Raw genomic sequence first — 24628 nt, forward strand, 5'->3', positions numbered from 1 at the left:
CTTAGTCGTACTGGTGTGGGTAATTGTGACACGCTGACACCTACAGCCCGTACAGCGACCCGTATTTCTCCCTCGCGTAGTCGACGAAGGCGTCGGCGGACACGTCGTCGCCGGTCGCCCGGGAGACGAGTTCGTTCGTCTCGAAGCGCTTGCCGTGGCGGTGGATCCGATCGGTCAACCAGTCGTGGAGCGGGTCGAACTCGCCCGCCCGGATCGCGTCGTCGAGGCCCTCGACCTCCGCCTCGGCGGCGTCGAACAGCTGTGCGGCGATCACGCTCCCCAACGAGTAGGTGGGGAAGTAGCCGAAACTGCCGTGGGACCAGTGGATGTCCTGCAGACACCCCTCGGCGTCCGTCTCCGGCCGGACGCCCAGGTACGACTCCATCTTCTCGTTCCAGACGGCGGGCACCTCCGTCACGTCGAGGTCGCCCCGGATGAGGTCCCGCTCGATTTCGAACCGCAGGACGATATGCAGGTGGTAGGTGAGTTCGTCGGCCTCGACCCGAATGAGATTGGAGGGGTCGACGGCGTTGACCGCCTCGTAGGCCTCGCGGACGCTCGGGTCGCCGACGGCGGGGAACGCCTCGACGACGCGGGGGAGAAAGCCCTCCCAGAACGCTCGCGAGCGCCCGACGTGGTTCTCCCACAGCCGGGACTGTGACTCGTGGATCGAGAGGTCGCGGGCCTCGCCGAGCGGCGTCCCGTGGGCCTCGTCGGGCAGGCCGAGCGTGTAGGTGGCGTGGCCGAACTCGTGGACCGTCGAGAGGAGGGCGCCGATCGGATCGGTCTCGTCGTACCGGGTGGTGATCCGGGCGTCGTAGGTCGTCCCCGTCGAGAACGGATGCGGCGCGGCGTCGAGACGGCCCCGCTCCCAGGGGTAGCCCAGGTCGTCGAGCGCGTCCCGGACGAGCGCCTCCTGACGATCGGCGTCGAACGTTCCGGCGAAGGTGTCGGTCGCCAGGTCGGCGTCGGCCCCCCTGATGTCGTCGACCAGGGGTACCACCGCCTCGCGGAGCGTCGTCAGTACGTCCTCGGCGTGGTCGAGGGGGAGGCAGGGTTCGTACTCCTCGAACAGCACCGCGTAGGGGTCGCGGTCCGGGTCGACGTGCTCCGCGTACCGCCGCTTCAGGTCGAGGAGCTCCCGCAGGTGGGGCGCGAAGGTCCCGAAGTCGTCCGCCTCCCGGGCCTCGCGCCACGCGGTCAGCGCCTCCGAGGACGCCGCGGAGATGCGTTCGACGAGGTCGGTCGGGACGCGGACGGCGCGTTCCTGTTCGCGGCGCACCTCGCGGACGACCGCCCGTTGCTCGGGGGTGAGATCCGCCGTTTCGAGTTCGTCGAGCAGGCGGCCGAGTTCGTCGGCGACGAGCAGGTCGTGTTCGACCGCCGAGAGCGCCGAGAGCTGCCGGGAGCGGGCGGGTGTCCCCTCGTCGGGCATCATCACCTGCTGGTCCCAGGAGAGCAGGTCGGAGGCGTGCGAGACGTTCGCGATCCGGCCGACCCGATCGAGCAGGTCGTCGTAGGCCGCCGGCGTCGTGTCGCTCATGTCCGGACGTGGGTCCGGGTCGTAATCAACCCCCCGCCGGCCCCGGGTGATACCACGGAGTGGTAACACCTATACGGGCGAGGCGTCGACCGGGTGGCATGACGGACAACGCGGGCGTGGAGTCGGCCGGACCGGCCGAACGGATCCGAGGGTACGCCGGAGAGATGGGACCGTCGTGGATCGCCGGGGCCATCGCCGCGGGGCCGGCGACCATCGCCAGCCTGGTGACCGGGGGGGCGCTCTTCGGCTACGGCCTCCTCTGGGTGGTCGTCCTCTCGGCGGGCGCGGGCGCGCTCGTCCAGTACCTGTCGATGCGGCTCGGCCTCCTCACCGAGCGGGGCATCGTCGCCGTCGTCGAGGACCACCTCGGCACGACCTGGGCGTGGCTCCTCGTCGCCGACGCGGTGCTCGCGGCCGGCGTCGCCCAACTGGTCATCATGAAGACCGTCGCGACGGTGTCGGCGACGGTGACGGGCGTCGACGCCCGGATCTGGGGCGTCGTCTGGGCGCTCGTGCTCGCGCTCGGGCTGGCCGGGCGGGGGTATCGCTTCCTCGAACTAGCCGCGAAGCTCCTCGTCTCGCTGGTCGTCGTCGCCTTCGTCGCCAGCCTCTTCGTCGTCCCCGTCGACTACGGCGCGGCGGCGGGGGGTCTGGTGCCGAGCGTCCCCAGCGGGGGCGCGCTCGTCGCGGCCGGCATCCTCGGCGGCGCGGTCCACATCACGCTCATCACGATGCAGTCGTACACGATGCGCTCGCGCGGCTGGACCCGCGACGACTACGGGACCGCCGCCTTCGACGTCGGCGCGTCGATGCTCGTCGCCTTCGGGGTCTACAGCCTCGCCATCTTCCTCGTGGCCGCGAGCGTCCTCACTCCCGAGGACCCCTCGACGGCGGTGGGGGCGGCACAGGCGCTGGGCCCGCTGGTCGGCGCCGACGCCAAGTGGCTGTTCCTGCTCGGTCTCTGGGGGGCCGCCGTCTCGACGCTCGGCGGCAACACCATCGTCCCGCCGTTCCTCCTCGCGGACAAACTCGGCTGGGGGACCACCATCGACGACGCCCGCTACCGCTGGCTGCTCGTCGCCGCCGCCCTCCTCTCGGCGCCGGGGGCGTTCATCGGCGGCGCCGTCATCGGCCAGCTCGTGCTCGTCCTCGCGGTCGGCACCGTCGGCACCCCCTTCGCCATCGCCGTCGTCCTCTACCTCCTGAACTCCGACGCCGTGAGCGACCGGAACTCCCGGCTCGCCAACGTCGGCGGCGTCGCGCTGTTGCTCGTCACCGGCGCGCTCGCGGCCAACTTCGTCCGCGAGCAGGTCGCGGGCGGCATCGGGCCGCTGTCGGGGTTCGTGCTGGCCTTCGCCGTCGCGCTCGGCGTCGCCATCGTCGGCCTCGGCGGCAAGTACGCCGTCGAGGAGGTCGGCTGACCGGCCGTGACCGACGCTCTGCCCCGCCCGGGAACGACCCTGATCGTCGGTCCCTCGAACGCCGGCAAGACCCGCCGGACCGCGGCGGCGCTCGACGCCTGGCTGGACCGCGAGGGGCCCGAGGGAGTGGTCGTCTTCGAGTTCGCCCCGGAACTCGAACGGGACGGGCGGATCCTCGGCGGCCGCCTCGACCGGTTCACGACCGTCCCCGGCGACGTCTGGCACGGCGTCCTCGACGCCCACGCGCCGCGGGCGACCGCCGACGCCGACGCCGAGGCCGTCGAACTGGCGGCCGACAACGCCCGGCGGGCCGCCTCGCTGTTCGACGCCGCACCCGCCGACCCGCGGGCGGTCTTCGTCAACGACGCCACCATCCCTTTCCAGCACGCCGACGGCGACCCGAACCGCCTGCTCGACTACTGTGCGCGGGCCGAGACGGCGGTCCTGAACGCCCTCGCCGGCGACGCCCTCGCCGGCGAGGACCCCGTTTCGCGGGCCGAACGGGAGACGCTCTCGACTTTCCGACGACGGGCCGACCGGGTGGTGGAGCTGGGGAGCGAACCGTCGCGACGGTAGCGACCGCCGCTCGGTCGACCCCGTTAGTCGTCGGCGAGTGGCGTCTCGTCGATTAGGGTTTCCAGTATCTCTTCCGACATCTCGACGATCCTGTGCTCCGCCCGTTCTCCGTGAATGAGTGACCCGATGTCGAATTCGGCGTACGACAGGTTTCGCTTCGAGACCAGCAGCGTCAGCCCGATGTCGAACTCCCAGCCGGTGTACTCCGTGAGGCTACGCCGGTAGGAGCGCCGGAAGAAGACGATTCCCCCGAGCGGCTGATCGGCGCCCGCCACCGAGGGGAAGAAACGCCGTAACAGCGGTTTGACACACTGTACGACTAGCGGTGGATAGTAGTCGGGATCCGCGCGAACGATGTCATTCCCCTGGTCGTGTCGGTCGATCGCCTCGTACAGCCAGTCTGCCGACGGGTTCTCGATATCCCCGTCTATCGAAAAGACGAAGTCCGTGTCGGCCGCGTCGAGGCCGGCGAGGACCGCGTGTCCTTTGCCCACTCGCGTCTCCTTGATCACGTGGGCACCTGCCTGGCCGGCGGCGGTGGCTGTGGAGTCGTTCGAATCGTTGTCGACGACGATCACTTCCTCGACGGGAGCGAGGCCACGAAAGGTCGTGACTATCTTCGGGACGGTCTCCGCTTCGTTGCGACACGGGACGACGACAGTCACCTCGTTTTCGTATCTCTCGGGGGGGCGCCGGTGGTCGAGAACCCAGTCGTCTTTCGGGGATCGAGGCTCGATGGATTGCAGGTGATCCCAGTAGATATCACCGTCCATGAGCTGTCCTTTCTCGTCGAACACCACTCGATACGTGAACTGAAAGAACTCTCCGCTCGTTTTGCGCCAGATCTCGTCGATGTTCCGAACGACCAGTTCGACGCCCCCGAGGGTCCCCTGACCCCAGCAGCCGGCGACTAGAAAGACGACGTCGCCGTCGTACGGATGTGGCAGAAGGGACACGATTCCGTAGTCTTCCATCCGCTCTTTGGGATTCGGATCGGGCGGGTCATGAACCACGTAGTCATTGCTGAGCACACGATTCCGGTCGGTATCGAAATAAAACTCCAACCCCAGATTCCGCTCCGGATTCAGAACGCGTTCGGCGATAGTGTTGTTCACCGGGCCGCCCAACGCGATGACGTTCTTGTCCCGCCAGTCACCGGGATGTTGTTCGGTCACTGACGACGGCGTCCGGTCCGGCGAAGAGATTCCCGCCAGATGTGACGTCAGTTCCTGGAGGGCGCGAGCGTCGAACGGGCCAGTACCCCTAGTTCGGCCCGGATGCCTGTTTTCGGTCGTCGCGGAGATGATGATCGAGTCGTGATCGAGCCACGGCTCCCAGAAGTTGCGGGAAGCACGAACCTCGTATCGGTCGAGCAGATATCGGGCCGAACGATCGGCGGCGACACCGAGAAGTCCCGAAACGAGCGCGATACCGATAGAGCCTGTCACACTCATGACTGCGTACGATGATTAGTCAATAGATAAATATGTTTGTCGCCCTGCAGGCCGCGTGCGGCCCCGTCGGACGTGCAAACGGATCCGACCCCGGGTTAGCCGAGATCCGATTCGGCGGCCCCACGATAGATCCGCACGCACCGCTCGACGACGTCCACGGAGACGCTCTCGGCGTCGGTGTGGGCCTCGCCGGGTTCGGCCGCGCCACAGACCACGCAGGTCGTCCCCGCGGCGGCCAGCCAGCCCGCGTCGGTGGCGTGTGGTTTGACCACCCGCTCCGGGTCCCCCTCCTGGGCCGTTCGGGCTGCCTCGACCACCCCGTCCGCGAACCCGGCGTCGTCGCAGGCCATCGGCGGGAGGTCCTGGTCGACGACCCACTCGACGCCGTCGACCGCCTCCGTCCGTTCCAGCGCCGCCCGGTCGCCGGGGACCGTCCGCTCGTCGACGGTGACGGCACACGACTCGGGGATCACGTTCCAGGCCGATCCGCCCTCGATTTCGGTGACCGCGACGCTCCCGCGTACGTCGTGACCGAGCACCGTCGTCGCCGGGGCGTCGAGGTCCCGGACGACGTCGACGGCGTCGCAGGCACGGTAGACGGCGTTGGCGCCGGCCTCGGGCTCGCTGGCGTGGGCGCTCTCGCCGGCGACGCGGAGCGTGCTCCCGCGCCGGCCCTTGTGGGCGACGGCGACGTCGGTGACGCCCGGCGCTGAGTAGCCGGTCGACCCCTCGCCGACGACGGCGAAGTCGGGGGCGAAGCCGTCGTCGACGGCCGCGCGGGCGCCGACGCCACCCCGTTCCTCGCCGACGAAGGAGGCGAAGACGAGTTCGTGTTCGGGGGCGGCGTCGCGGAAGGCCACCATCGCCGCCGCGAGGCTCCCCTTCATGTCGGCGGTGCCGCGGCCGTACAGGCGGCCGTCGCGCTCCGCGATCACGTAGCCGTCGTCGGCGACCTGTTCGTCGGCGGGCGGCACCACGTCGTGGTGGCCGACGAGCGCGAGCGAGCGCTCGCCCGCGCCGCGGCGGGCGATCACGTTCCCGTGGGCGTCCCGCTCGACGGCGGCGTCGGTCTCCGTGCGGAGCCACGACTCGACGGCGTCGCCCGCGGCGCGTTCGTCCTCGTGGCTCGGTATCTCGGCGAGCCGGTGGGTCAGATCGACGGCGTCGTGCATGGCTCCGCCGAGGGGGGCCGGCCCCTTAGGCCCTGTCGGTCGTGCGGTCGCCGGAACGTCGCTTGAATACGCTTATCCGTCTCGCCGCCCGAATTCCGGCATGAACATCGTCCCGGACACGAGCGCGGTCGTCGACGGCCGCGTGTCCGAACGCGTCGAGTCGGGGGCCTACGAGGGAGCGACGATCACCGTTCCCGAGGCCGTCGTCGGCGAACTCGAGTGGCAGGCCAACGAGGGTCACGACACCGGCTGGGAGGGCATCGAGGAGCTCCAGCGGCTGATCGGCCTGGCCGAGGACGGCACGATCACCGTCGAGTACCACGGCGCGCGGCCCGACGCCGGACAGAAGCGCGACGCCGACGAGGGCGAGATCGACGCCATCGTCCGCGACGTGGCCGCCGACCTGGACGCCACGCTGCTGACCAGCGACGTAGTGCAGGCCGAGGTGAGCAAGGCCAAGGGCCTGACCGTCGAGTACGTCGAACCCCGGGGTCGCGAGGAGGGCGGCGACGAGGGCCTGGAGATCGAGCAGTTCTTCGACGAGACGACGATGAGCGTCCACCTCCGGGCAGGGGCGAAGCCCAAGGCCAAGCGCGGCGCCATCGGCGACATGCATTACGAGACCATCCGGGACGGGGCGACGACCGAGGCGGAGATGAAGGAGTTCGCCCACGACGTCATGGAGACGGCACGGGCGAGTCCGGACGGCTTCGTCGAACTCGACGAGCCGGGGATGACCATCGTCCAGTACCGCTCCTACCGGATCGCGGTCGCGCGCCCGCCCTTCGCCGACGGCTTCGAGATCACCGCCGTCCGGCCGATCGTCAAGACCGACTTGGACGACTACGAGTTCGCCGACGACCTCAAGCAGCGCCTGCTCGAACGCCAGCGGGGCGTGCTCATCTCGGGGGCACCCGGCGCCGGCAAGTCCACGTTCGCCCAGGCGGTCGCGGAGTTCCTCGCGAGCCACGACAACGCGGTCAAGACGATGGAGAAGCCCCGCGACCTGCAGGTCGGGTCCGATATCACCCAGTACACGGCGCTCGGCGGCGACATGGCCAAGACCGCCGATTCGCTCCTCTTGGTCCGCCCGGACTACACCATCTACGACGAGGTGCGCAAGACCGACGACTTCGAGGTCTTCGCCGACATGCGACTGGCGGGGGTCGGCATGGTCGGCGTCGTCCACGCCACCCGCGCCATCGACGCGCTGCAACGACTCGTGGGCCGGGTCGAACTCGGCATGATCCCGCAGGTCGTCGACACGGTGGTCTACATCGAGGCCGGCCGCGTCGACACCGTCTACGACGTGACGACCGAGGTAAAGGTGCCCGAGGGGCTGACCGCCGAGGACCTCGCGCGCCCGGTCATCCAGATCGCCGACTTCGAGACCGGCAAACCCGCCTACGAGATCTACACCTTCAACCGGCAGGTCGTCACGGTCCCCCTCGACGACGATGAGGGGAGCGAGACCGGCGTCTCCCGACTCGCCCGCAAGGAGGTCGAACGCGAGATCCGCTCCATCGCCCGCGGCCACGTCGAGGTGGAGTTGAAGGGGCAAAACGAGGCCGTCGTCTACGTCGAGGAGGACGACATCTCCTACGTGATCGGCAAGGGTGGCGGCCGGATCAGCGACGTGGAGGACCGCCTCGGCATCGACATCGACGTGCGGACCCTCGACGAGCGGCCGGGCGGGAGCGGCGGCTCGGGCGGATCGAGCGGGAGCGACGGGAGCGCCGCCGGCCGCGAGGGCACCGTCGTCACGCCCGAGGTCACTTCCCGACACGTCGTCGTCGACGCGGGGTCGGCCGCCGAAGTGGGCCAGACGGTCGAGGTGCGGGCCGACGGCGAGTACCTGTTCACCGCGACGGTGGGCCGCGGGGGCGAGATTCAGGTGTCACGGGGGAGCGCCATCGCCGACGAACTCGAGCGGGCCATCGACGACAAGCGACGGATCACGGTCGTCCAGGCCTAGTCGCACTCGGCGCAGGCCGCCTCCGTCTCGCCGCACTCCTCGGCCAGTTTCGCCTCGTTGAGTTGATAGAGGTTCTGTCGGGCGTCGGCGAAGTAGACGTCCTCGTCGACGACGCCGATATCTTCGAGTCGTTCGAGCGCGTACCGAACCGTCCGAGCCGAGAGCATCGACTCCTCGACGATCCCCTTCTGGGTCAGCGACCCGTTGTATTCGAGGACCTTGAAAACCAGTTTCGCGCTCGGGGGAAGGTCGTCCAGACCTTCCTCTTCAGTTCCAGCCATCGTGTGATGGAAGCGTAGCCACCGGCATAAATCTTCACGACCGACGCCGGTACGATGGACGACCGACCGGTTCCCCGTATCGAACGCCTTTTGACGCCCGGTGCCGGAGGGGCGTGTATGGCTACGGAAACGCAGACGGGCCTCACGGGACACATTCGTGGGGTGACCGTCACCACGCTCGCCTGCCTCGGCGGCCTCGTCGCCGCGGTGGTCGCGGGCGTCGTCGTCGGGACCGGACCCGAGGCGGCGAGCGACACCCGGGCGCTCGCCTTCCTGGTGGCCGCCGTCGCCGTCCAGTATCCGGTGCTGAAGGCGATCGGCGTCGACGTCTCGGACTTCGGCGCGAAGGACCACCTCTACGTGGCGTTCATGACCTTCGCGCTCTGGTTCATCACGTTCGCAATCCTGCTCACCACTGGCGCCTCGCTCTAACATGGCCGACGACAGCATCGCGGTCGTCGACCTCGACCGGTGCCAGCCGGACCGGTGTAACTACGAGTGTGCGAACTTCTGCCCGCCGAACCGCACCGGCGAGGAGTGTATCGTCACGCTGGAGGAGCGCCACGACGACCCGGACCTCTACGACGGCGGGCCCGACCAGATCAGCATCTCCGAGGAACTCTGTCTCGGCGAGACCTGTGGCATCTGCGTCGAGAAGTGTCCGTTCGACGCCATCGAGATCATCAACCTGCCCTCGGAACTCGACGACGATCCGGTCCACCGCTACGGCGAGAACGCCTTCTCGCTGTACGGCCTGCCGGTCCCCGAGTCGGGGACGGTCACGGGGCTGCTCGGTCCGAACGGCATCGGGAAGTCCACGGCGGTCCACGCCCTCGCAGGCGAGACCGTCCCCAACCTCGGTCGCTACAACGACCCGCCGGAGTGGGAGACGGTACTCGACCGCTACCGCGGCACCGCGCTCCAGAACTACCTCGAACGGCTGATGGCCGACGAGGTGAGCATCGCGCGCAAGCCCCAGTACGTCGACCGCATCCCGGACAGCTTCGACGGGAAGACCCGCGAACTGCTCGCGGGGACCGACGAGCGCGGCGTCGTCGACGACCTGGTCGACCGCCTGTCGATCCGGCCGGTGATGGACCAGGCCATCGACACGCTGTCGGGCGGCGAACTCCAGCGGGTGGCCCTCGCCGCGACGCTGGCCCGCGACGCCGACTTCTACTTCCTCGACGAGATCACCCCCTATCTCGACATCGGCCAGCGGGTGACCGCCGCGAGGCTCGTCCGCGAACTCGCCGAGGAGGAGGACCGCTCGATGCTCGTGGTCGAACACGACCTGGCCGTCCTCGACCTGCTCGGCGACCGCCTCCACGTCGCCTACGGTGAACCCGGGGCGTACGGCGTCGTCACCGACCCCAAATCGGTGCGCAACGGCATCAACGAGTATCTCCAGGGCTACCTCGACAACGAGAACATGCGTATCCGGCCCGAGGCGATCACGTTCGAGGAACACGCCCCCCGCCAGTCGACCACCGGGACGCCCCTGGTCGACTACCCCGACCTGCGGAAGTCCTACGGCGAGGGGGAGTTCTCCCTCGCCGTCGAGGGCGGGACCATCTACGAGAACGAGGTGCTGGGCGTCGTCGGGCCGAACGGTATCGGGAAGTCGACGCTCGCGAAGCTGTTCGCGGGCGCCATCGACCCCGACGCGGGCGAACTCGCCTTCAGTCTCGACATCGCCTACAAGCCACAGTACGTCGAGGTCGACCAGCCGATGCGGGTCGACACCTTCCTCTCGACGATCACCGACGACTTCGGCACCTCCTTCTGGAACACCGAAATCGCCCGTCCCCTCCAGCTGGAGCGGATCATGGAACAGCAGTTGACGGACCTCTCGGGCGGGGAGCGCCAGCGGGTCGCCATCGCGGCCTGCCTCTCGGAGGACGCCGACCTCTACGTGCTCGACGAGCCCTCGGCGCACCTCGACGTCGAACAGCGGGTGCAGGCGACGACCGCCATCCGCCGGTACGCCGAGAACCACGACGCCACGGCGATGGTCATCGACCACGACATCTACATGATCGACCTGCTGGCCGACCGCCTGATGGTGTTCGACGGCGAACCCGCCGAGCGCGGCCACGCATCGACGCCACAGGGCATGCGCTCGGGGATGAACGACTTCCTCGCGGACCTCGACATCACCTTCCGCCGCGACGAGCGGACGGGGCGTCCCCGCATCAACAAGCCCGACAGCCAACTCGACCGGAAACAGAAGCGCCAAGGCGAGTACTACTACGCCCCCTGACGCTCGGGCACCGCACGCACACGACCGCTTCAGAGGTTTACCGCTCCCGTCCCGAATCGTAGGTATGGCCACCGCGACCGACGACGCCGACGAGGCAGCCGAGGAACCCACGCGACCCCGCTTCCGGGGTTGCGTGATCTGTTACAGCGCCGAGTGGCTCGCCTACGGCGCGCGGACACTGTGGCGGTAGGGACAAGCGTTAGGTCCCTCGCCCGCGGCCATCCGCCATGACCGAGGCCGCCGACCTCCTCCTGACGAACGCGGAGGTCCACACGCTGACCCGCCCCGACGAGACCCACGAGGCGGTCGCCATCCGCGACGGGCGGATCGTTCGCGTCGGCGACGCCTACGAACTGAACTTTCTCGCCGGCGTCGACACCCACACCCTCGACCTCGGGGGGCGGGTCCTCCTGCCCGGGTTCGTCGACGCCCACACCCACCTGGACGTTGTCGGGCGAAAGCTCGTCCACGCCGACCTCTCGACGGCCGGGAGCCGCGCGGACGCGCTCGACGCGCTCCGCGAACGGGCCGACGCCGTCCCGGACGGCGACCCGGTCCTCGGGTTCGGGTACGACGAGTCGACGTGGGAGACGGCCGGCCACCTCACCCGGCGCGACTTGGACGCCGTCGACGCCGCGGGGCCCGTCGTCGCCGTCCGCGAGGACCTCCACGTCGTCTCGCTGTCCTCGACGGGTATCGAACGGTTCGGCGACGACCTGCCCGAGGCGGGGGTTCGGCACGAGGGTGGGGAGCCGACGGGCGTGGTCGTCGAGGCGGCCGCCGAGGCGGTCCTCGACGCCCTCGCGCCCGACGAATCGGGGACCGAGCGACTCCTCCGGGCCGCCCAGGAGCACGCGAACGAGCGGGGCGTGACGGGCGTCCACGACATGGTCCGGCGGTCCCACGCGCCGCGGGTCTACCGCGACCTGGCGGCGGCCGGGGAGTTGACCCTCCGGGTCCGGCTCAACTACTGGGCGGACCACCTCGACGCCCTCGTGGAGACGGGGCTGCGGACGAACCACGGCGAGGGGCCGGTCCGGGTGGGCGCGATCAAGACGTTCACCGACGGGAGCATCGGCGGGCGGACGGCGCGACTCTCGTCGCCGTACGCGGACGCCCCCGACGAGCGCGGCGGGTGGACCGTCGGCCCCGAGGCGTTCCAGGACCTGCTGGACAGCGCCGGGGCGGCGGGGTTCCAAGTCGCCGCCCACGCCATCGGCGACGTGGCGGTCGGGGCCGTGGTCGACGCCTACGCCGACGCCGACCCCGCGACCGTCCGCCACCGGATCGAACACGCCGAACTCGCGAGCGACGCGGCCATCGAGCGGATGGCCGACCTGGGCGTCGTCGCCTCCGTCCAGCCGAACTTCCACCGGTGGGCGGGCGAGTCGGGGCTGTACGCCGACCGCCTGGGCGACCGGCGGACCGAGACGAACCGGCTGGGTCGGCTGGCCGACGCGGACGTCCCGCTCGCCTTCGGGAGCGACTGCATGCCCCTCGACCCGCTGGTCGGCGTCGCCCACGCCGTCGACGCGCCGACCGACGCCCAAGGGCTCGGCGTGACCGAGGCGCTGCGGGCGTACACGCTCGGCAGCGCGTACGCCGGCTTCGACGAGGACCGACTGGGGACGGTCGAACCCGGCAAGCGTGCCGACCTGGTGGTCCTCGACGACTCGCCGTGGACGGCCGACGATATCGCCGCCGTCGACGTGGCGCTGACCGTCGTCGACGGCCGGATCGTCCACGAGGCGCTGTAGTCGCAACCTTCTAGTCCGCGCCCCGCGGAGTCGGTCCATGACCGCCTTCTTCGACCGTCTGAGCGAGCGGATCGACCGCGTCGACAGCGTCGTCTCGGTCGGCCTCGACGCCGACCCCGACCGGATCCCCGACTTCCTCGCCGACCGCGACCTGCCGCGGTGGGCGTTCAACCGCCGGATCATCGACGCCACCCACGAACACGCGGCCTGCTACAAGCCGAACGCCGCCTTCTACGAGGACGCCGACGGCTGGCGGGCGCTCCGCGAGACGGTCGCCTACGCCCACGGGAAGGACGTGCCGGTCCTCTTGGACGCCAAGCGCGCCGACATCGGCAACACCTCCCGGCGGTACGCCGATCTGCTCGACGTCGCCGACGCGATCACCGTCAACCCCTACATGGGACGGGACTCGCTCGATCCCTTCCTCTCCCGTGCGGACGCGGGCGTGTTCGTCCTCTGTCGCACCTCGAACCCCGGCGGGGCCGACCTGCAGGACCTCGAACTCGCCGCCGGCGAACCGCTCTACCGGCGGGTGGCAGCGCTCGCGGATCTGTGGAACGAACACGGGAACGTCGGCCTGGTCGTCGGCGCGACGGCGCCGGCGGAACTGGAGACGCTGCGGGCCGAGGTGCCCGACCTCCCCTTCCTCGTCCCCGGCGTCGGGGCACAGGGGGGCGACGTCGAGGCGGCCGTCGAGTACGGCCTCGCCGACGGCGTCGGCCTCGTCAACTCCTCGCGAGGGATCATCTTCTCGGGCGAAGACGCCCCTCGCGACGATCCGGACGCCTACTTCGGCGCGGCGGGCGAGGCGGCGAAACGGCTCAAGGGACGTCTCAACCGCCACCGCTGATTACGTCCGCGCCGCGCAGTCGGCACACAGCCCGGTCGCGCGGTCGTAGTGGGTCCCACAGACGGCCGCCCCGCACCCGTCACAGGTGTCCACGGCCGCCGCGGACTCACAGATCTGACAGAGGTTCGTGACGCTCACGTCCGGCGTAGGGACGCGGCCGGTTTCAGAGTTCGGGGCGGTCCGTCCCGCGCAGTTGTTCGAAGGCGGCCGACACCGCCGCGACGTTGTACATCGTCATCGGGGCGACGAGGACGGCGGTCAGCAGAGGTGTCAGGGGTTCGAGGCCGGCGAGCGCGAGGACGAGACTCGCCAGCCCGAAGCCGACGCCGGCGGCCGCGCCGAGCGCCGCCACGACGACGACGAGGCCGAGGATCGACAGGCGGTTGCCGCGGGCCAGCCCCCAGCTTCGCCGCATCGCGGTGACGAAGTCGTCGCCTTCGACGGCGATATACATCGCCATGAACGCCAGCCCGACGAGCAGGAACAGGCCGGGAAGGATCAGGAAGACGAACCCGACGGTCACGAGGACCGACGTCAGGAGGCCGCCGACGACGAGGTTGGGGAGCGCCCACCCGACCCCGTCGGTCCAGAAGCCACGCGGGATGGCGTCGCGTTCGCCGGCGACGAAGGTCCGGATGGCCACGAGGCTCACCCAGGTGAGCACGAGGAGGGCGGCCGCGACGACGGCGGCCGCGACCGGCAGGGGGAGGCCGATCGGCGCGGGAATCGCAGCTGGGAGCCCGATCCGGGCGTAGAGGGCGTTCATCAGGACGTTGAAGCCGGTCTGGTAGACGGCGTACAGGCCGAGATAGCTGACGGTGAGGAGGGTGCCTGTCCGGCTGACGAGCCGGGAGCCGCCGCTCTGCAGGGCGGCACCGATACGGAGGGACATACGGCGACTCGCCGGGGAACCGACCTGAACCTTTCGCCGGGTCGCCGGCGACGGGCGAGACGCTTACAACGGTGGCGGACGGAGTAGGGGGCGTGGACAGGGACCGGCTCGTACTCGGCCTGGCGGCGGTGTTCGCCGGCGTCACCACCGTACTGGTGGTGCTCGCGTTCGTCAGACAGCTGTTCTTGCTGTTTCTGGCGCTCCCCTTCGCGGCGACGACGTACATCATGTGGAGCCACGCGACGGGACGGCTGGCGGCGCGTACCCGACGGCGGGCGCGGCGGGCGTCGGGAGCGAGGACGGCACGGGCCGGGTCGAACCCCGGCCCCGGCGGCTTCGGCGCCACGGCCCGCGGTGCGGCCGGCCGGGGGGCCACCGGCGGACGGACCGACACCGCGGCCGAGACCGGCCCGACCCGGCGGGAAGCGTACGAGCGGCTCGACCTCGACCCGGACGCCGCCGACGACGAGGTGCGGCGCGCCTACCGGGCGAAAGTCAAGGAGGTCCATCCCGACACCGAGGGCGGCGACGAGGAGCGGTTCAAGCGCGTGAACCGCGCGTACGAGCGACTGCAGGACTGACTCCGGACCGCTCGTGTGTCGAACGTACCCACACGACGGAAAGGGTTTTGCCGGGTGATAGCGTACCACGGTCCATGACCGCCGATCGGGCCGCGCTGGAGCAGGCCCTGGAACGCGGCGAGGAGGAGGGCGGCCCAATCGAGTTCAAGGAACGGCTCTCCCGGGACGTCCACCTCGTGGACGGGCGGATGGAGAGTCTGGCGGCACAGCTTCGCCACCGCGTGCTGTCGGGCGACGGCGAGGCAACCTACGTCGTGGGCGTCACGGACGACGGCCACGTGGCCGGCATCGAACCGTCGGCGTTCTCGGAGTCGATGGACGTGCTCTCCTTGCTCGCCGAGGAGGCAGGGACTCACATCGAGGACGTGGAGACTTGGGGGGTCGGGCGCGAGGACGAGGACGGACTGGTCGGCGTCGCCACGGTCCGCGAGGGTTCCATCCTCGACACGGACGACACCCACATCGTCGTCGGCACCGCCGGGCACGTCGACCACGGCAAGAGCACGCTCGTCGGGACGCTCGTCACCGGGCAGGCCGACGACGGGGAGGGAGGGACCCGGTCGTATCTCGACGTCCAGCCCCACGAGGTCGAACGCGGCCTCTCGGCTGACCTCTCCTATGCGGTGTACGGCTTCGACGGCGACGGCCCGGTGCGGATGGACAACCCCCACCGGAAGTCGGACCGCGCACGCGTCGTCGAGGAGTCCGAACGGCTCGTCTCCTTCGTCGACACCGTGGGTCACGAGCCGTGGCTGCGGACCACGATCCGCGGGCTGGTCGGGCAGAAACTCGACTACGGGCTCCTGACGGTCGCCGCGGACGACGGCCCGACGAGGACCACCCGCGAACATCTCGGCATCCTGTTGGCGACGGAACTGCCGACCATGGTTGCGATCACCAAGGCCGATCTCGTGAGCGAGGAACGGCTACAGGAGGTCGAACGCGCGGTCGAGCGCCTCCTGCGGGACGTCGAGGAGACGCCGCTCCGGATCGAGCGCCACGGCGTGAGCGCCGCGGCCGAGGAGATCGGCGACGTGGTGCCGATCCTGCGGACCAGCGCCGTCTCGGAGGCGGGACTCGACGCCCTCGACGACCTGTTCGAGCGCCTGCCGAAGACCAACGGCGGCGAGGGCGACTTCCGGATGTACATCGACCGGACGTACTCGGTGACCGGCGTCGGCGCCGTCGCCTCCGGGACGATCAACGCCGGCAGCGTCGAGGCGGGCGACGAACTCCTCCTCGGACCGATGCCCGACGGCTCCTTCCGCGAGGTGGAGGTCCGCTCCATCGAGATGCATTACCACCGGGTCGACCGCGCGGAGGCGGGGCGGATCGTCGGCATCGCGCTCAAGGGCGTCACCGAACCCGCGGTCGAACGCGGGATGGTGCTCCTGCCGGCGGACGCCGACCCCACGCCGGTCCGCGAGTTCGAGGCCGAGGTGGTCGTCCTCAACCACCCGACCCGAATCGGGACGGGCTACGAACCCGTCGTCCACCTGGAGACGATCAGCGAGGCGGCGGTCTTCCGCCCCGAGGGTGGCCACCTCCTCCCCGGCGACCGCGGCACGGCGACGGTCGAGTTCAAGTTCCGCCCGTACCTGATCGAGGAGGGCCAGCGGTTCGTCTTCCGGGAGGGTCGGAGCAAGGGCGTCGGGACGGTTACCGACATCGACGGGTAGGAAATGCCCCGTCGTCCCGCTCCGGAGGGCGACGACGGTGCCGCCGCGGGTCGGCGTCCAACACAAGACATTTTACGTAGACGGTATGAACAATCATCCGGAACCCCGGGGATAGCCCTCCAGCGCGCGACACACGTTCGATGACACGTGTCGCATCCCCGGGACCAACAATCATGACAGGAAACAGTACCAAGATCCGCGCGGTCGTTCTCGCGGCGCTCATGGTGTTCAGCGTCTTCGCTGGCACCGTGGCGCTGTCGGGGACGGCTGCGGCCGATGTCAGTAACATCGGTAACACCAACGCGACAGACGTGACCGCTGGTTCCAGCGGTCAGGCGCAGACAGTATCGTTCAACGCCACCGGCGGCTCCGGTGGGACGGATAACTTCACACTGGTATACTCCGGCTCCGGCGCGAGTGACGTTACGGCCGCCGGCATCAGTAACATCGACGTCTCCGGTAACGTCGACGGCACTCCGACAAGTGTGAACAACAGCACGGTCACCAGCAGCGGTGACATCGTGGTCGGCCTCGATAACGTCAACTCGACGTCGCTGACTACCACGAACGCGCTGTCGAACCAGACGAGCGTCACCATCGACGCCACGGTCGACGTCGGCTCGGGCATCACCACCGGCTCCCGGACGCTCGGCATCAGTACGCAGTCGTCCGGTAGCGTCGGCAGCGCCTCGTTCAACGTGAACGTGGCCAGCCCGAGCAACAACCGTGCCGGTAACGCGGACGGCACTGACGACTTCGACACCGCGGACGGTGAAGGCTACATCTTCCCCGGTGCGACGGTCTTCCAGGGCGAGTCCGACGTCTTCCTGGGTGACAGCTTCGACGGCACCCCGACGAAGGACGCCGGGAACGACGAGGGTGTTCCGCTCGAAACGCCGAACATCCCCCAGAGCCAGTCCACCGGTAGCTACACTGACGACAGCGGCAACAGCGTCACTGTCCAGACGCCGCGTGTCACCACGCTGGACGTCCTGAACAGCAACCTCAACGACATCGCCGGCGGTTCGGTCGCGGAAGGTACCAGCCCGAGTTCCGACAGCGACGGTAGCGGTGCTGGTAACCTGACGGTCATCGGCGCCTGGAACTACCAGAACGCCGAGGACCTCGAACTGACCGTCGAGGACGACTCCGGTCTCGACGTGACCGGTGACGTCGTCGACGACAACGTCAACCCGTCCAACAGTCCCATCCGGTCGGCCGGCGACCGCGGGACCGAGTACACGACCGATGATGGTAGCGATCGCGGTGGCGACATCTCCGACAACGAAGTCGCCTACCCGATCGACCTCGCGAACACGGGTACCGGCACCTACACGATCTCCCTCGCTGGCACGGACGACCTCGGCTTCGGTGAGGCGTCCCAGTCCACGACCATCACCGTCACCGGTGACGACGACGCGAACCTCGTGCTCGACTCGGACGAAGTCACTCGCGGCGAGGACGTCCGCTTCGAGATCCAGGGTTCGGACGCCGGTGACACCCACACGGTCATCATCGAGTCCGACGACTTCCGTGACGACACCCTGACTGCGGAGAACGCCGCGCGCATCTTCCGCCAGGTTGGCGACACGGGCGAAGTCGGCTTCGTGAACAACTCCGGTGACACTGCGGTCAACCGCTCGGTTGCGGACTCGACCGGAGTCTCCGGCACCATCGACTACGCGTACGCGAACATCACCATCGACGACGACACCGGTGTCGGCGTCGGTCAGGTCGAAACGCAGTACCTCGACGACTCGGACGTCGACCTCACGCTGTACAACGCCTCGACTCAGGTTCCCTTCGAGATCGGCAGCAACACCGATCAGGAGGGTGAGGACGACGAGCAGACCCTCACCGTCAACGAAGGCGACCTCACCATCGAGTCGCCCGGCGGCACCTACGTCGTCGGCAGCGAAGTCGACATCAACGGCACGGCCTCGGAAGGCATCGACGAAGTCGCCTTCTACGCCCGCCGGAACAACAACTACGAACACGTCCCGATCGACGGGGAGGACACGCTCACCGTCGACGCTGACGACACCTTCGAAGAGGAAGACATCGTCCTCTCGGAGGACAGCGATATCCTGAGCCAGCCGGGCACCTACCGCTTCGGCGCGCTCGACGTCGACGGACTCAACCAGCCCGTGACCGACGACCTGACGACCTCGGAGTTCAACACGAACACGAGCACGCAGATGTCCCTGCGTGTGACCGACACGGAACTGACGGCCAACGTCAAGACCGTGGGCGGGCAGGTCTCGACGACCGACTCGACGGTCAACATCTCGGGCACCGCGTTCGGTGCCAGTAACGTCGACGTGATCTTCGTCGGCGACCGTGGCAACACCTACACCACGGACATCTCCGTGGACGACGACAACACGTTCTCGGAGGACGAGGTCACGATCAACAACGTCCAGGGCTCCCAGAGTGTCAGCGTCCACGTCCTGTTCCCGGGTCGTGACGGCAACTACGGCAACACGGACACGGACGTTGTCGACGACATCGTGCCGAGCGACGGCACGCTGACGGGCGCTCAGGTCCGTGCCCGGATCGTGGACAACACGACTGAAGCAGTCGCGAGCGACGACCGGATGGTCACCTCGACGTTCCGGTACGCCGACGCGCAGTCGACGATCCAGAACGTCTACCCCGAAGGCATGGAAGCCTCGGGCGTCAACCCGGTCGGAGTCGACGACACGATGGTCGTCGAAGGCCAGACGAACCTCCGTCCGGACGACAACTCGATCACGGCCGAACTGCTGACGACCGAGGGCGACTCGGTCGCGCTGTCGACGACCGACGAGTGGTCCTACGACGGCACGTGGTCGACCACCATCGAGCTTGAGGACGTCCAGACGGGGACGTACGACCTCGAAGCCGACGACGGTGAGAACACGGACATCGTCACCGTAGAGATCGTCCAGAACGTCCAGACGGCGACGCCGGAACCGACGGAGACGCCGGAACCGACGCCGACTGAGACGGCAACGCCCGAACCGACGGCCACGGCAACGCCCGAGCCGACGGACACGGCGACCGCCGAACCGACCGACACGCCGACGCCCACCGAGGGCGGCGGCCCCGGCTTCGGCGCCATCGTCGCGGTCATCGCGCTGCTCGCGGCCGCGCTGCTGGCCACCCGGCGCGACTAACTGATCACGACTGACCGCCGAAAGCGGTCACCCGACACGGTCTCTTTTATCGAACTCACCCACACAGCGACGGCCGGGTCGCAAACGATATACCGTCGCCGTCCGCCCCTCGGAACGAACGATGCCCGACCGTATCATGTCCGGTGACCCCGGCGAGCGTCCCTACGGGGGAACGTGTCCGGCCTGCAAGCGGGAGTATCGACGCGCGATCACGTTCACCGGCGACGGGGTGATCAGGGGCGAACTCACGGGAGACGTCTGTATCACGCCAGAGTTCCTGTTCGCTCACTCGGAGATCACGGTCGCCGAGCCCGACGACGACTTCCCGACCAAGGAAGTGGGTGGAATGGGGAACAGACGGGAGATCCCGGTCGAGCCGACGGCGGTGACGGACGTCTGGGTCTCGGCGGATTCGGCGGGTTCCGAGGACGACGGGTTCGTCTTCCCCGACGCGGACGAGGAGTAGCGGGAGCGAAACGGGACCACCGTTCCGGTCGTGTTGCCCGTGGATCCAGCCGCGACGGGGTCAATATCGTGGGGATCGACGATTCGATGTGACACTCGAAGGCGCGACGGCACCCGACTTCACGCTCGAGAGTACGGCCGGCGAACCGGTCACACTCTCGGAGACGCTCGACGACGGCCCGACGGCCGTCCTGATCAACCGCGGCCACTGGTGCAGCTTCTGTGCCGAGCAGCTACAGACGTTCAGCGAGGTGGCGTAGGACCTCTGGTTCCACGACGACATGGACGTCCTTCCGGTCGTGACCGACTCGCTCGGGCCGGCGACGGAGATGCGGGACCGGTACGACCTCGACGTCCAGTTGCTCGCCGACCCGGACGGGGAGGTGGCAGCGAAGTACAGCGGGACCGAAGAGACGAGCCACGGGCTGACGGGGGTCGGCGCGACGTACGTGATCGACACCGACGGGGTCGTCCGGTACGAACAGGTCGCCGACCACCCCGCCGACCGGACGTACGGCAACTACGTACGGTATTTCGTCCGCAACGACTTCGCCGACCCGTTTGGCGACACGTGACGCCGTCGGACCGTCACGACCGGCCCCCGTGACCGCGGCCGAGGGGTTTTGACGCTCCAGTCCCGTCCTCCGGTATGAGCGAACTCGACCCCGGAACGCTGTTGCCGAACGACCGTATGCGCCAGCAGGCCCTCGACGGCGAAGTGACACAGATCCACCGCGGACAGCGGTACGCGGAGTCGGGCGACACCTTCGAAATCGACGGGACGACCTTCGAGGTCGTCGCCGTCGACGCGCGGACGCTCGGCGACATGACCGACGCCGACGCCCGCGCGGAGGGCGCACGGGACCTCGAACACTACCGGCAGATCCTGGAGCGCGCCCACGAGAATTTCGAGTGGGACGACGAATCGGAGATCGTCCGACACCGCTTCGAGCGGGTCTGATCCGCGTTCGGTCGCGGGCGGTCCACCTCCGTCGGCGCGGAGTGGCGTCGCCATCCGGCGATCGTATCGCCCACATCGGCGGCGGCCACGACGGGCTCGGTCACGGGGATCGCGTCGGACGGGGACTTCCGTCGACGGAACTATATGTATTCGTTCGGATACGACGGTATGGCGTCCAGTTCGTCGGGGGATATCTACCAGCGCACCCTGGCCGTCTTCGAACGGGACGAGTACCGGCACGAACCGCTCACCACGCCCGAGGTGGCGGAGGCACTCGACGCGAACCGCCGGGCGGTGTACGAGCGGTTGCAGCGACTCGTCGATCGGGGCGAACTCGAGACGAAGGAGACGGGGTCACATTCGCGGGTCTGGTGGCGGCCGCCGGAGGCGTCGGACGTCGACGGCGCCGAGCGGACGTTACGGCGACAGTCACGGGCGATGGAGTCGGTCATCGACGGAATCGCGGTCGTCGACGAGGGCGGGGGATTCGTCTACGTCAACGAGACCCACGCCGACGTGTACGGCTACGACGACCCGGAGGCGCTGCTCGGTGAGCACTGGCACCTGTGTTACGACGAGTCGGAGATCGACCGGTTCGAGGCGGAGATCCTTCCCACGCTCTACGACGAGGGATCGTGGCGTGGCGAGACGTTCGGGCTGCGCGCGGACGGAACGACGTTCCCACAGGAGCTCTCGCTGACCGTTTCCGACGACGGCGGAATCATCTGTGTCGTCCGCGACATCACCGAGCGGAAAGCACAGGAACGACAGCTCCGGGACGCCCGGCGGTTCAACGAGGAGTTGGTCGAGAACGCCCCCTTCGGGATGTATCGCCTCGACGAGGACCTCCGGATCACCTACGAAAATCCGCGGGCGGAGGAGATCATCGGCCTCCCCGAGGAGAAGGATAGCTCCGACGCTATGGGCATGGACATCCGCAAGCTTCCCCCGATCATCGAGACCGGACAAGCGGGCATATTCTCCCGACTGCAGGAAGGGGAGACGATCGAGTTCGACTTCCCGTTCGAATCCATCTACGGGAAAGAAGCGTACTTCACGGGACGGGCCGTGCCCCTCTATCGCGACGGCGAGTTCGACGGGGCGATCCTGATGGCCACCGATATCTCGGAGCGACGACAGTACGAGCGGAAGCTAGAGCGACAGCGCGAACAGCTCGCGGCGCTCGACGAACTCAACGGCGTCGTGCGCGGTATCACCGAGGCGGTCATCGAGCAGTCGACCCGCGAGGAGATCGAGCGGGTGGTGTGTGATCGGCTGGCGGCCGCCGACTCGTACCGGTTCGCGTGGTTCGGGGCGGCCGACGCGGGCCCGGAACTGGAGACGCGGGCGGCAGCCGGCGTCGACGGCGGACTCGGCGACCGATCGATCGCCACCGACCCGAACGAGATGACCGGACAGGGTCCGATCCGGCGGGCCGTCCGGACGCGGGAGATGCAGATCACCCGGAACGCGCTCGATGACGCAACGTCACAGAAGCTTCGCGAGGCGGCACGAGAGTCGGGCTACCGGTCGCTGGCGGTGATCCCGGTCGTCCACCAGGGGATGTTCTACGGGGTTCTCGGAGTCTGCTCGGAGCGTCCCGACGCGTTCGCCGAGGAGGAGCGGGCGGTCATCGGGCAGCTCGGCGACGTGATCGGACACGCCATCGCCGCCGTCGACCGCAAGCGAGCCCTCATGAGCAACGAGGTCGTCGAACTCACGATCCGGATGCCACGGTTGCTCGACGGACAGCTTCCGGATTCGACCGACGGAACGATCACGATCGATCGGGTGACCCCCGTGGGCGACGACGAGTACCTCATGTACGGGACCGCGACCGGCGACGCCATGGGGACGATACACACGCTCGGGGAGTGCCGGTCGGAGTGGAAGGAGGTACGGACGTTCGACGAGCGTGAGGACGAGGTGCGGTTCGAACAGCGCCTCTCGAACCCGCCGATGACCTCCATCGTCGCCGACTACGGGGGGAACTTCAAGCGCGGCCGGATCGAGGACGGCGTGTACAGCGCGACCATCCAGTTCCCGCCGGGAACGGACGTGCGACGGGTCGTCGCCCGTATCCGGGAGACGTATCTCGACGTCAGGGTCGTCAGCCGCCGACAGGTGGTCCGGGAGGACCCCTCGTCACAGCACATCCTGAGCGTCCTCGCCGAGGATCTGACCGAGCGTCAGCGGACGGCCCTCGAAGCGGGCTACTTCGGCGGGTTCTTCGAGTGGCCCCGGCACCGCTCCGGGGAGGCGGTCGCCGACTCGCTCGACATCGGTGCCTCGACCTTCCACCAGCACGTTCGCAAGGCCGAAAAGAAGCTTCTCGACGTCGTGTTCGCCGAGCTGTGAGCGGTGTGGCCACCCGATCCCAGATTTTGGGTGGCTGAACTATGGTTTTCCAGTGTCTGACACGAGTCATGGATGGCGCACCGCGGCCACGTCGGGACGAGGACGGAGACCACCTCGTTCGCTCGTCGATAATCGGCGACTTGCGCCAGCGTCGGATCCTCTCTCTCCTGTTGGATCGGGACCGGCCGCTGACGGAACGCGAACTCGGCCTTCGCCTCCTCGAGCGTGAGCGCGGCCTCACGTCCGCGGACGCCACCGAGGCAGACCTCGATCCGATCCGGGTCGACCTCCATCATCGGTGTCTCCCGCAACTGGAAGCGGTCGGGTGGATCGAACGGCGTCCGGACGGCGTCGTCATCGACAAGCGACCGTCCGTCGAGTTCGCGGCCCTGTCACTGTCGGACCTGCGAACACCCGAGGACCCTGCCTGGGACGCCGTCAGTACCCTCCTCGTGCGCCCGTACCGAGCGGACGTCCTCGCGCTGCTCGCCGACCGGGGCCGCGACACCGGCCTGCCGGAGCTCGTCACCGCCCTCCGCGAGCGCCACGCCGCGTCCCCCCTCCCCGACGACGACCGGGGCCTCCGGGTCTCGCTCCATCACGTCGACCTCCCGAAACTGGCGTCCACGGGACTGGTCGCGTACGACCCGCCGGCACGAACCGTCACTCCCACCCCCCGTCTGCCGACGTTCGCCGCTCGGATCGACCTCGAGGTCTGAGCGCCGGCGCGACTATTCTCGGTCGCGGTCCCGTCCGTAGTAGTTCGGCCGCCACGGGCGCCGTCGCTCGTGGGTGGTAGAGAGACGGGGTAGGCCGGCCGACGGAACCACGCGTGGAAACGCGGGCTGAAAGGAGTCGACCCGCCGTGCCGTCTCCGAACGATCCGTGTCGCGACCACAAAACACCTCCGGTACGGGCGTGACGAGGCACCGTTCCCTACCGGCCCGTCCCACGACACCGAGAGAGACCTCGCGCCTCACCCCCCGCGATCCGTCGTGGCGGTTTCTGATTTCTCGAATGACAGACGGGATATTTTCCTCCGAGCCGCGAAGGTGGGGAGGAGGACCGGCGCCTCTGACATCTGCCGCCCGTCCTCGACACCCCATTTTTGTCCGGGGGAGCCGATCGGGCCTTGTCGATACCGACACCAGGCGTGCCCTCAGCGATCGGGTGAAATGTCGATGGACTCGCCGGGAGTCCCGCGAGCGAAGCGGACGGCACGTCGACGAATGGAGTGGACTC

General features: G+C 68.7%; 21 protein-coding genes and 1 pseudogene. 16 read left to right on the top strand and 6 right to left on the bottom strand.

All coding sequences use genetic code 11. The annotated features are described in order from the left end of the window. Nucleotides 1–40 precede the first annotated feature (40 nt). Nucleotides 41–1543: a carboxypeptidase M32 gene (locus tag NO364_RS13570; protein ID WP_257627791.1), complete on the bottom strand. Its 1503-nt coding sequence runs from the start codon at nucleotides 1541–1543 to the stop codon at nucleotides 41–43. 98 nt (nucleotides 1544–1641) lie between these two features. Here NO364_RS13570 and NO364_RS13575 point away from each other — a divergent pair, with 98 nt between their 5' ends. Continuing rightward, complete coding sequence (locus tag NO364_RS13575; protein ID WP_157690333.1) at nucleotides 1642–2964, top strand: divalent metal cation transporter; 1323 nt, start codon at nucleotides 1642–1644, stop codon at nucleotides 2962–2964. A gap of 6 nt (nucleotides 2965–2970) precedes the next feature. Continuing rightward, nucleotides 2971–3540: a hypothetical protein gene (locus NO364_RS13580; RefSeq protein ID WP_257627792.1), complete on the top strand. Its 570-nt coding sequence runs from the start codon at nucleotides 2971–2973 to the stop codon at nucleotides 3538–3540. 23 nt (nucleotides 3541–3563) lie between these two features. Here NO364_RS13580 and NO364_RS13585 read toward each other — a convergent pair whose 3' ends face one another. Together NO364_RS13585 and NO364_RS13590 are read right to left on the bottom strand one after the other, a co-directional pair. Beyond that, complete coding sequence (locus NO364_RS13585; RefSeq protein WP_257627793.1) at nucleotides 3564–4667, bottom strand: glycosyltransferase; 1104 nt, start codon at nucleotides 4665–4667, stop codon at nucleotides 3564–3566. A 422-nt stretch (nucleotides 4668–5089) separates the two neighbouring features. Further along, nucleotides 5090–6166: a M20 family metallopeptidase gene (locus tag NO364_RS13590; protein WP_257627794.1), complete on the bottom strand. Its 1077-nt coding sequence runs from the start codon at nucleotides 6164–6166 to the stop codon at nucleotides 5090–5092. 100 nt (nucleotides 6167–6266) lie between these two features. Here NO364_RS13590 and NO364_RS13595 point away from each other — a divergent pair, with 100 nt between their 5' ends. After that, nucleotides 6267–8141 carry a PINc/VapC family ATPase gene (locus NO364_RS13595; RefSeq protein WP_257627795.1) on the top strand — a complete coding sequence of 625 codons (1875 nt, stop codon included), beginning with the start codon at nucleotides 6267–6269 and terminating at the stop codon, nucleotides 8139–8141. Here the strand turns inward: NO364_RS13595 and NO364_RS13600 are convergent. Then, a complete protein-coding gene (locus NO364_RS13600) occupies nucleotides 8138–8422 on the bottom strand; it encodes a winged helix-turn-helix domain-containing protein (RefSeq protein ID WP_157690328.1) in 285 nt (94 codons plus the stop codon). The genes NO364_RS13595 and NO364_RS13600 overlap by 4 nt on opposite strands. Before the next feature lie 117 nt (nucleotides 8423–8539). Between NO364_RS13600 and NO364_RS13605 the strand changes: the two genes are divergently transcribed. The 5 genes from NO364_RS13605 (at nucleotide 8540) to pyrF (ending at nucleotide 13292) form a co-directional block, all read left to right on the top strand. Beyond that, nucleotides 8540–8854: an EMC6-like membrane protein gene (locus NO364_RS13605; RefSeq protein ID WP_157690327.1), complete on the top strand. Its 315-nt coding sequence runs from the start codon at nucleotides 8540–8542 to the stop codon at nucleotides 8852–8854. 1 nt (nucleotide 8855) lies between these two features. After that, nucleotides 8856–10685 carry a ribosome biogenesis/translation initiation ATPase RLI gene (locus tag NO364_RS13610; protein ID WP_257627796.1) on the top strand — a complete coding sequence of 610 codons (1830 nt, stop codon included), beginning with the start codon at nucleotides 8856–8858 and terminating at the stop codon, nucleotides 10683–10685. Nucleotides 10686–10749: 64 nt separating this feature from the next. Then, nucleotides 10750–10875 (top strand): hypothetical protein, encoded by a 126-nt coding sequence (locus tag NO364_RS13615; RefSeq protein ID WP_257627797.1) that lies wholly within the window; start codon nucleotides 10750–10752, stop codon nucleotides 10873–10875. A 37-nt stretch (nucleotides 10876–10912) separates the two neighbouring features. Next, entirely contained in the window at nucleotides 10913–12442 is a 1530-nt protein-coding gene (locus tag NO364_RS13620; RefSeq protein WP_257627798.1) for an amidohydrolase, read from the top strand. 37 nt (nucleotides 12443–12479) lie between these two features. Further along, nucleotides 12480–13292 (top strand): orotidine-5'-phosphate decarboxylase, encoded by an 813-nt coding sequence (pyrF, locus tag NO364_RS13625; RefSeq protein ID WP_157690324.1) that lies wholly within the window; start codon nucleotides 12480–12482, stop codon nucleotides 13290–13292. Here pyrF and NO364_RS13630 read toward each other — a convergent pair whose 3' ends face one another. Further along, nucleotides 13293–13430, bottom strand: coding sequence for a hypothetical protein (locus NO364_RS13630; protein WP_199243646.1), 138 nt, complete (start codon nucleotides 13428–13430; stop codon nucleotides 13293–13295). 25 nt (nucleotides 13431–13455) lie between these two features. Then, nucleotides 13456–14184 (bottom strand): DUF7847 domain-containing protein, encoded by a 729-nt coding sequence (locus tag NO364_RS13635; RefSeq protein ID WP_257627799.1) that lies wholly within the window; start codon nucleotides 14182–14184, stop codon nucleotides 13456–13458. 92 nt (nucleotides 14185–14276) lie between these two features. Between NO364_RS13635 and NO364_RS13640 the strand changes: the two genes are divergently transcribed. From NO364_RS13640 to NO364_RS13675, 8 genes and pseudogenes are all read left to right on the top strand, one after another. Beyond that, the gene (locus tag NO364_RS13640; protein WP_157690322.1) at nucleotides 14277–14765 is read left to right on the top strand and encodes a J domain-containing protein; all 489 of its coding nucleotides are present in this window, start codon (nucleotides 14277–14279) and stop codon (nucleotides 14763–14765) included. Between the two features lie 74 nt (nucleotides 14766–14839). Further along, nucleotides 14840–16444, top strand: coding sequence for a GTPBP1 family GTP-binding protein (locus NO364_RS13645; RefSeq protein WP_257627800.1), 1605 nt, complete (start codon nucleotides 14840–14842; stop codon nucleotides 16442–16444). A 173-nt stretch (nucleotides 16445–16617) separates the two neighbouring features. Then, nucleotides 16618–19602: an HVO_2072 family ArtA-dependent S-layer glycoprotein gene (gene csg, locus NO364_RS13650; RefSeq protein WP_257627801.1), complete on the top strand. Its 2985-nt coding sequence runs from the start codon at nucleotides 16618–16620 to the stop codon at nucleotides 19600–19602. 121 nt (nucleotides 19603–19723) lie between these two features. Beyond that, nucleotides 19724–20068 (top strand): hypothetical protein, encoded by a 345-nt coding sequence (locus tag NO364_RS13655; protein WP_257627802.1) that lies wholly within the window; start codon nucleotides 19724–19726, stop codon nucleotides 20066–20068. Between the two features lie 88 nt (nucleotides 20069–20156). Continuing rightward, nucleotides 20157–20642: pseudogene (locus NO364_RS13660) on the top strand (peroxiredoxin family protein). A 74-nt stretch (nucleotides 20643–20716) separates the two neighbouring features. Beyond that, nucleotides 20717–21028, top strand: coding sequence for an ASCH domain-containing protein (locus NO364_RS13665; protein WP_257627803.1), 312 nt, complete (start codon nucleotides 20717–20719; stop codon nucleotides 21026–21028). Nucleotides 21029–21196: 168 nt separating this feature from the next. Beyond that, the gene (locus NO364_RS13670) at nucleotides 21197–23386 is read left to right on the top strand and encodes a bacterio-opsin activator domain-containing protein (RefSeq protein ID WP_257627804.1); all 2190 of its coding nucleotides are present in this window, start codon (nucleotides 21197–21199) and stop codon (nucleotides 23384–23386) included. Nucleotides 23387–23454: 68 nt separating this feature from the next. Beyond that, a complete protein-coding gene (locus tag NO364_RS13675; RefSeq protein WP_257627805.1) occupies nucleotides 23455–24105 on the top strand; it encodes a DUF7344 domain-containing protein in 651 nt (216 codons plus the stop codon). The last annotated feature ends 523 nt before the right edge of the window (nucleotides 24106–24628 follow it).

The sequence above is a fragment of the Haloplanus salinarum genome, from assembly GCF_024498175.1.
Classification (GTDB): domain Archaea; phylum Halobacteriota; class Halobacteria; order Halobacteriales; family Haloferacaceae; genus Haloplanus; species Haloplanus salinarum.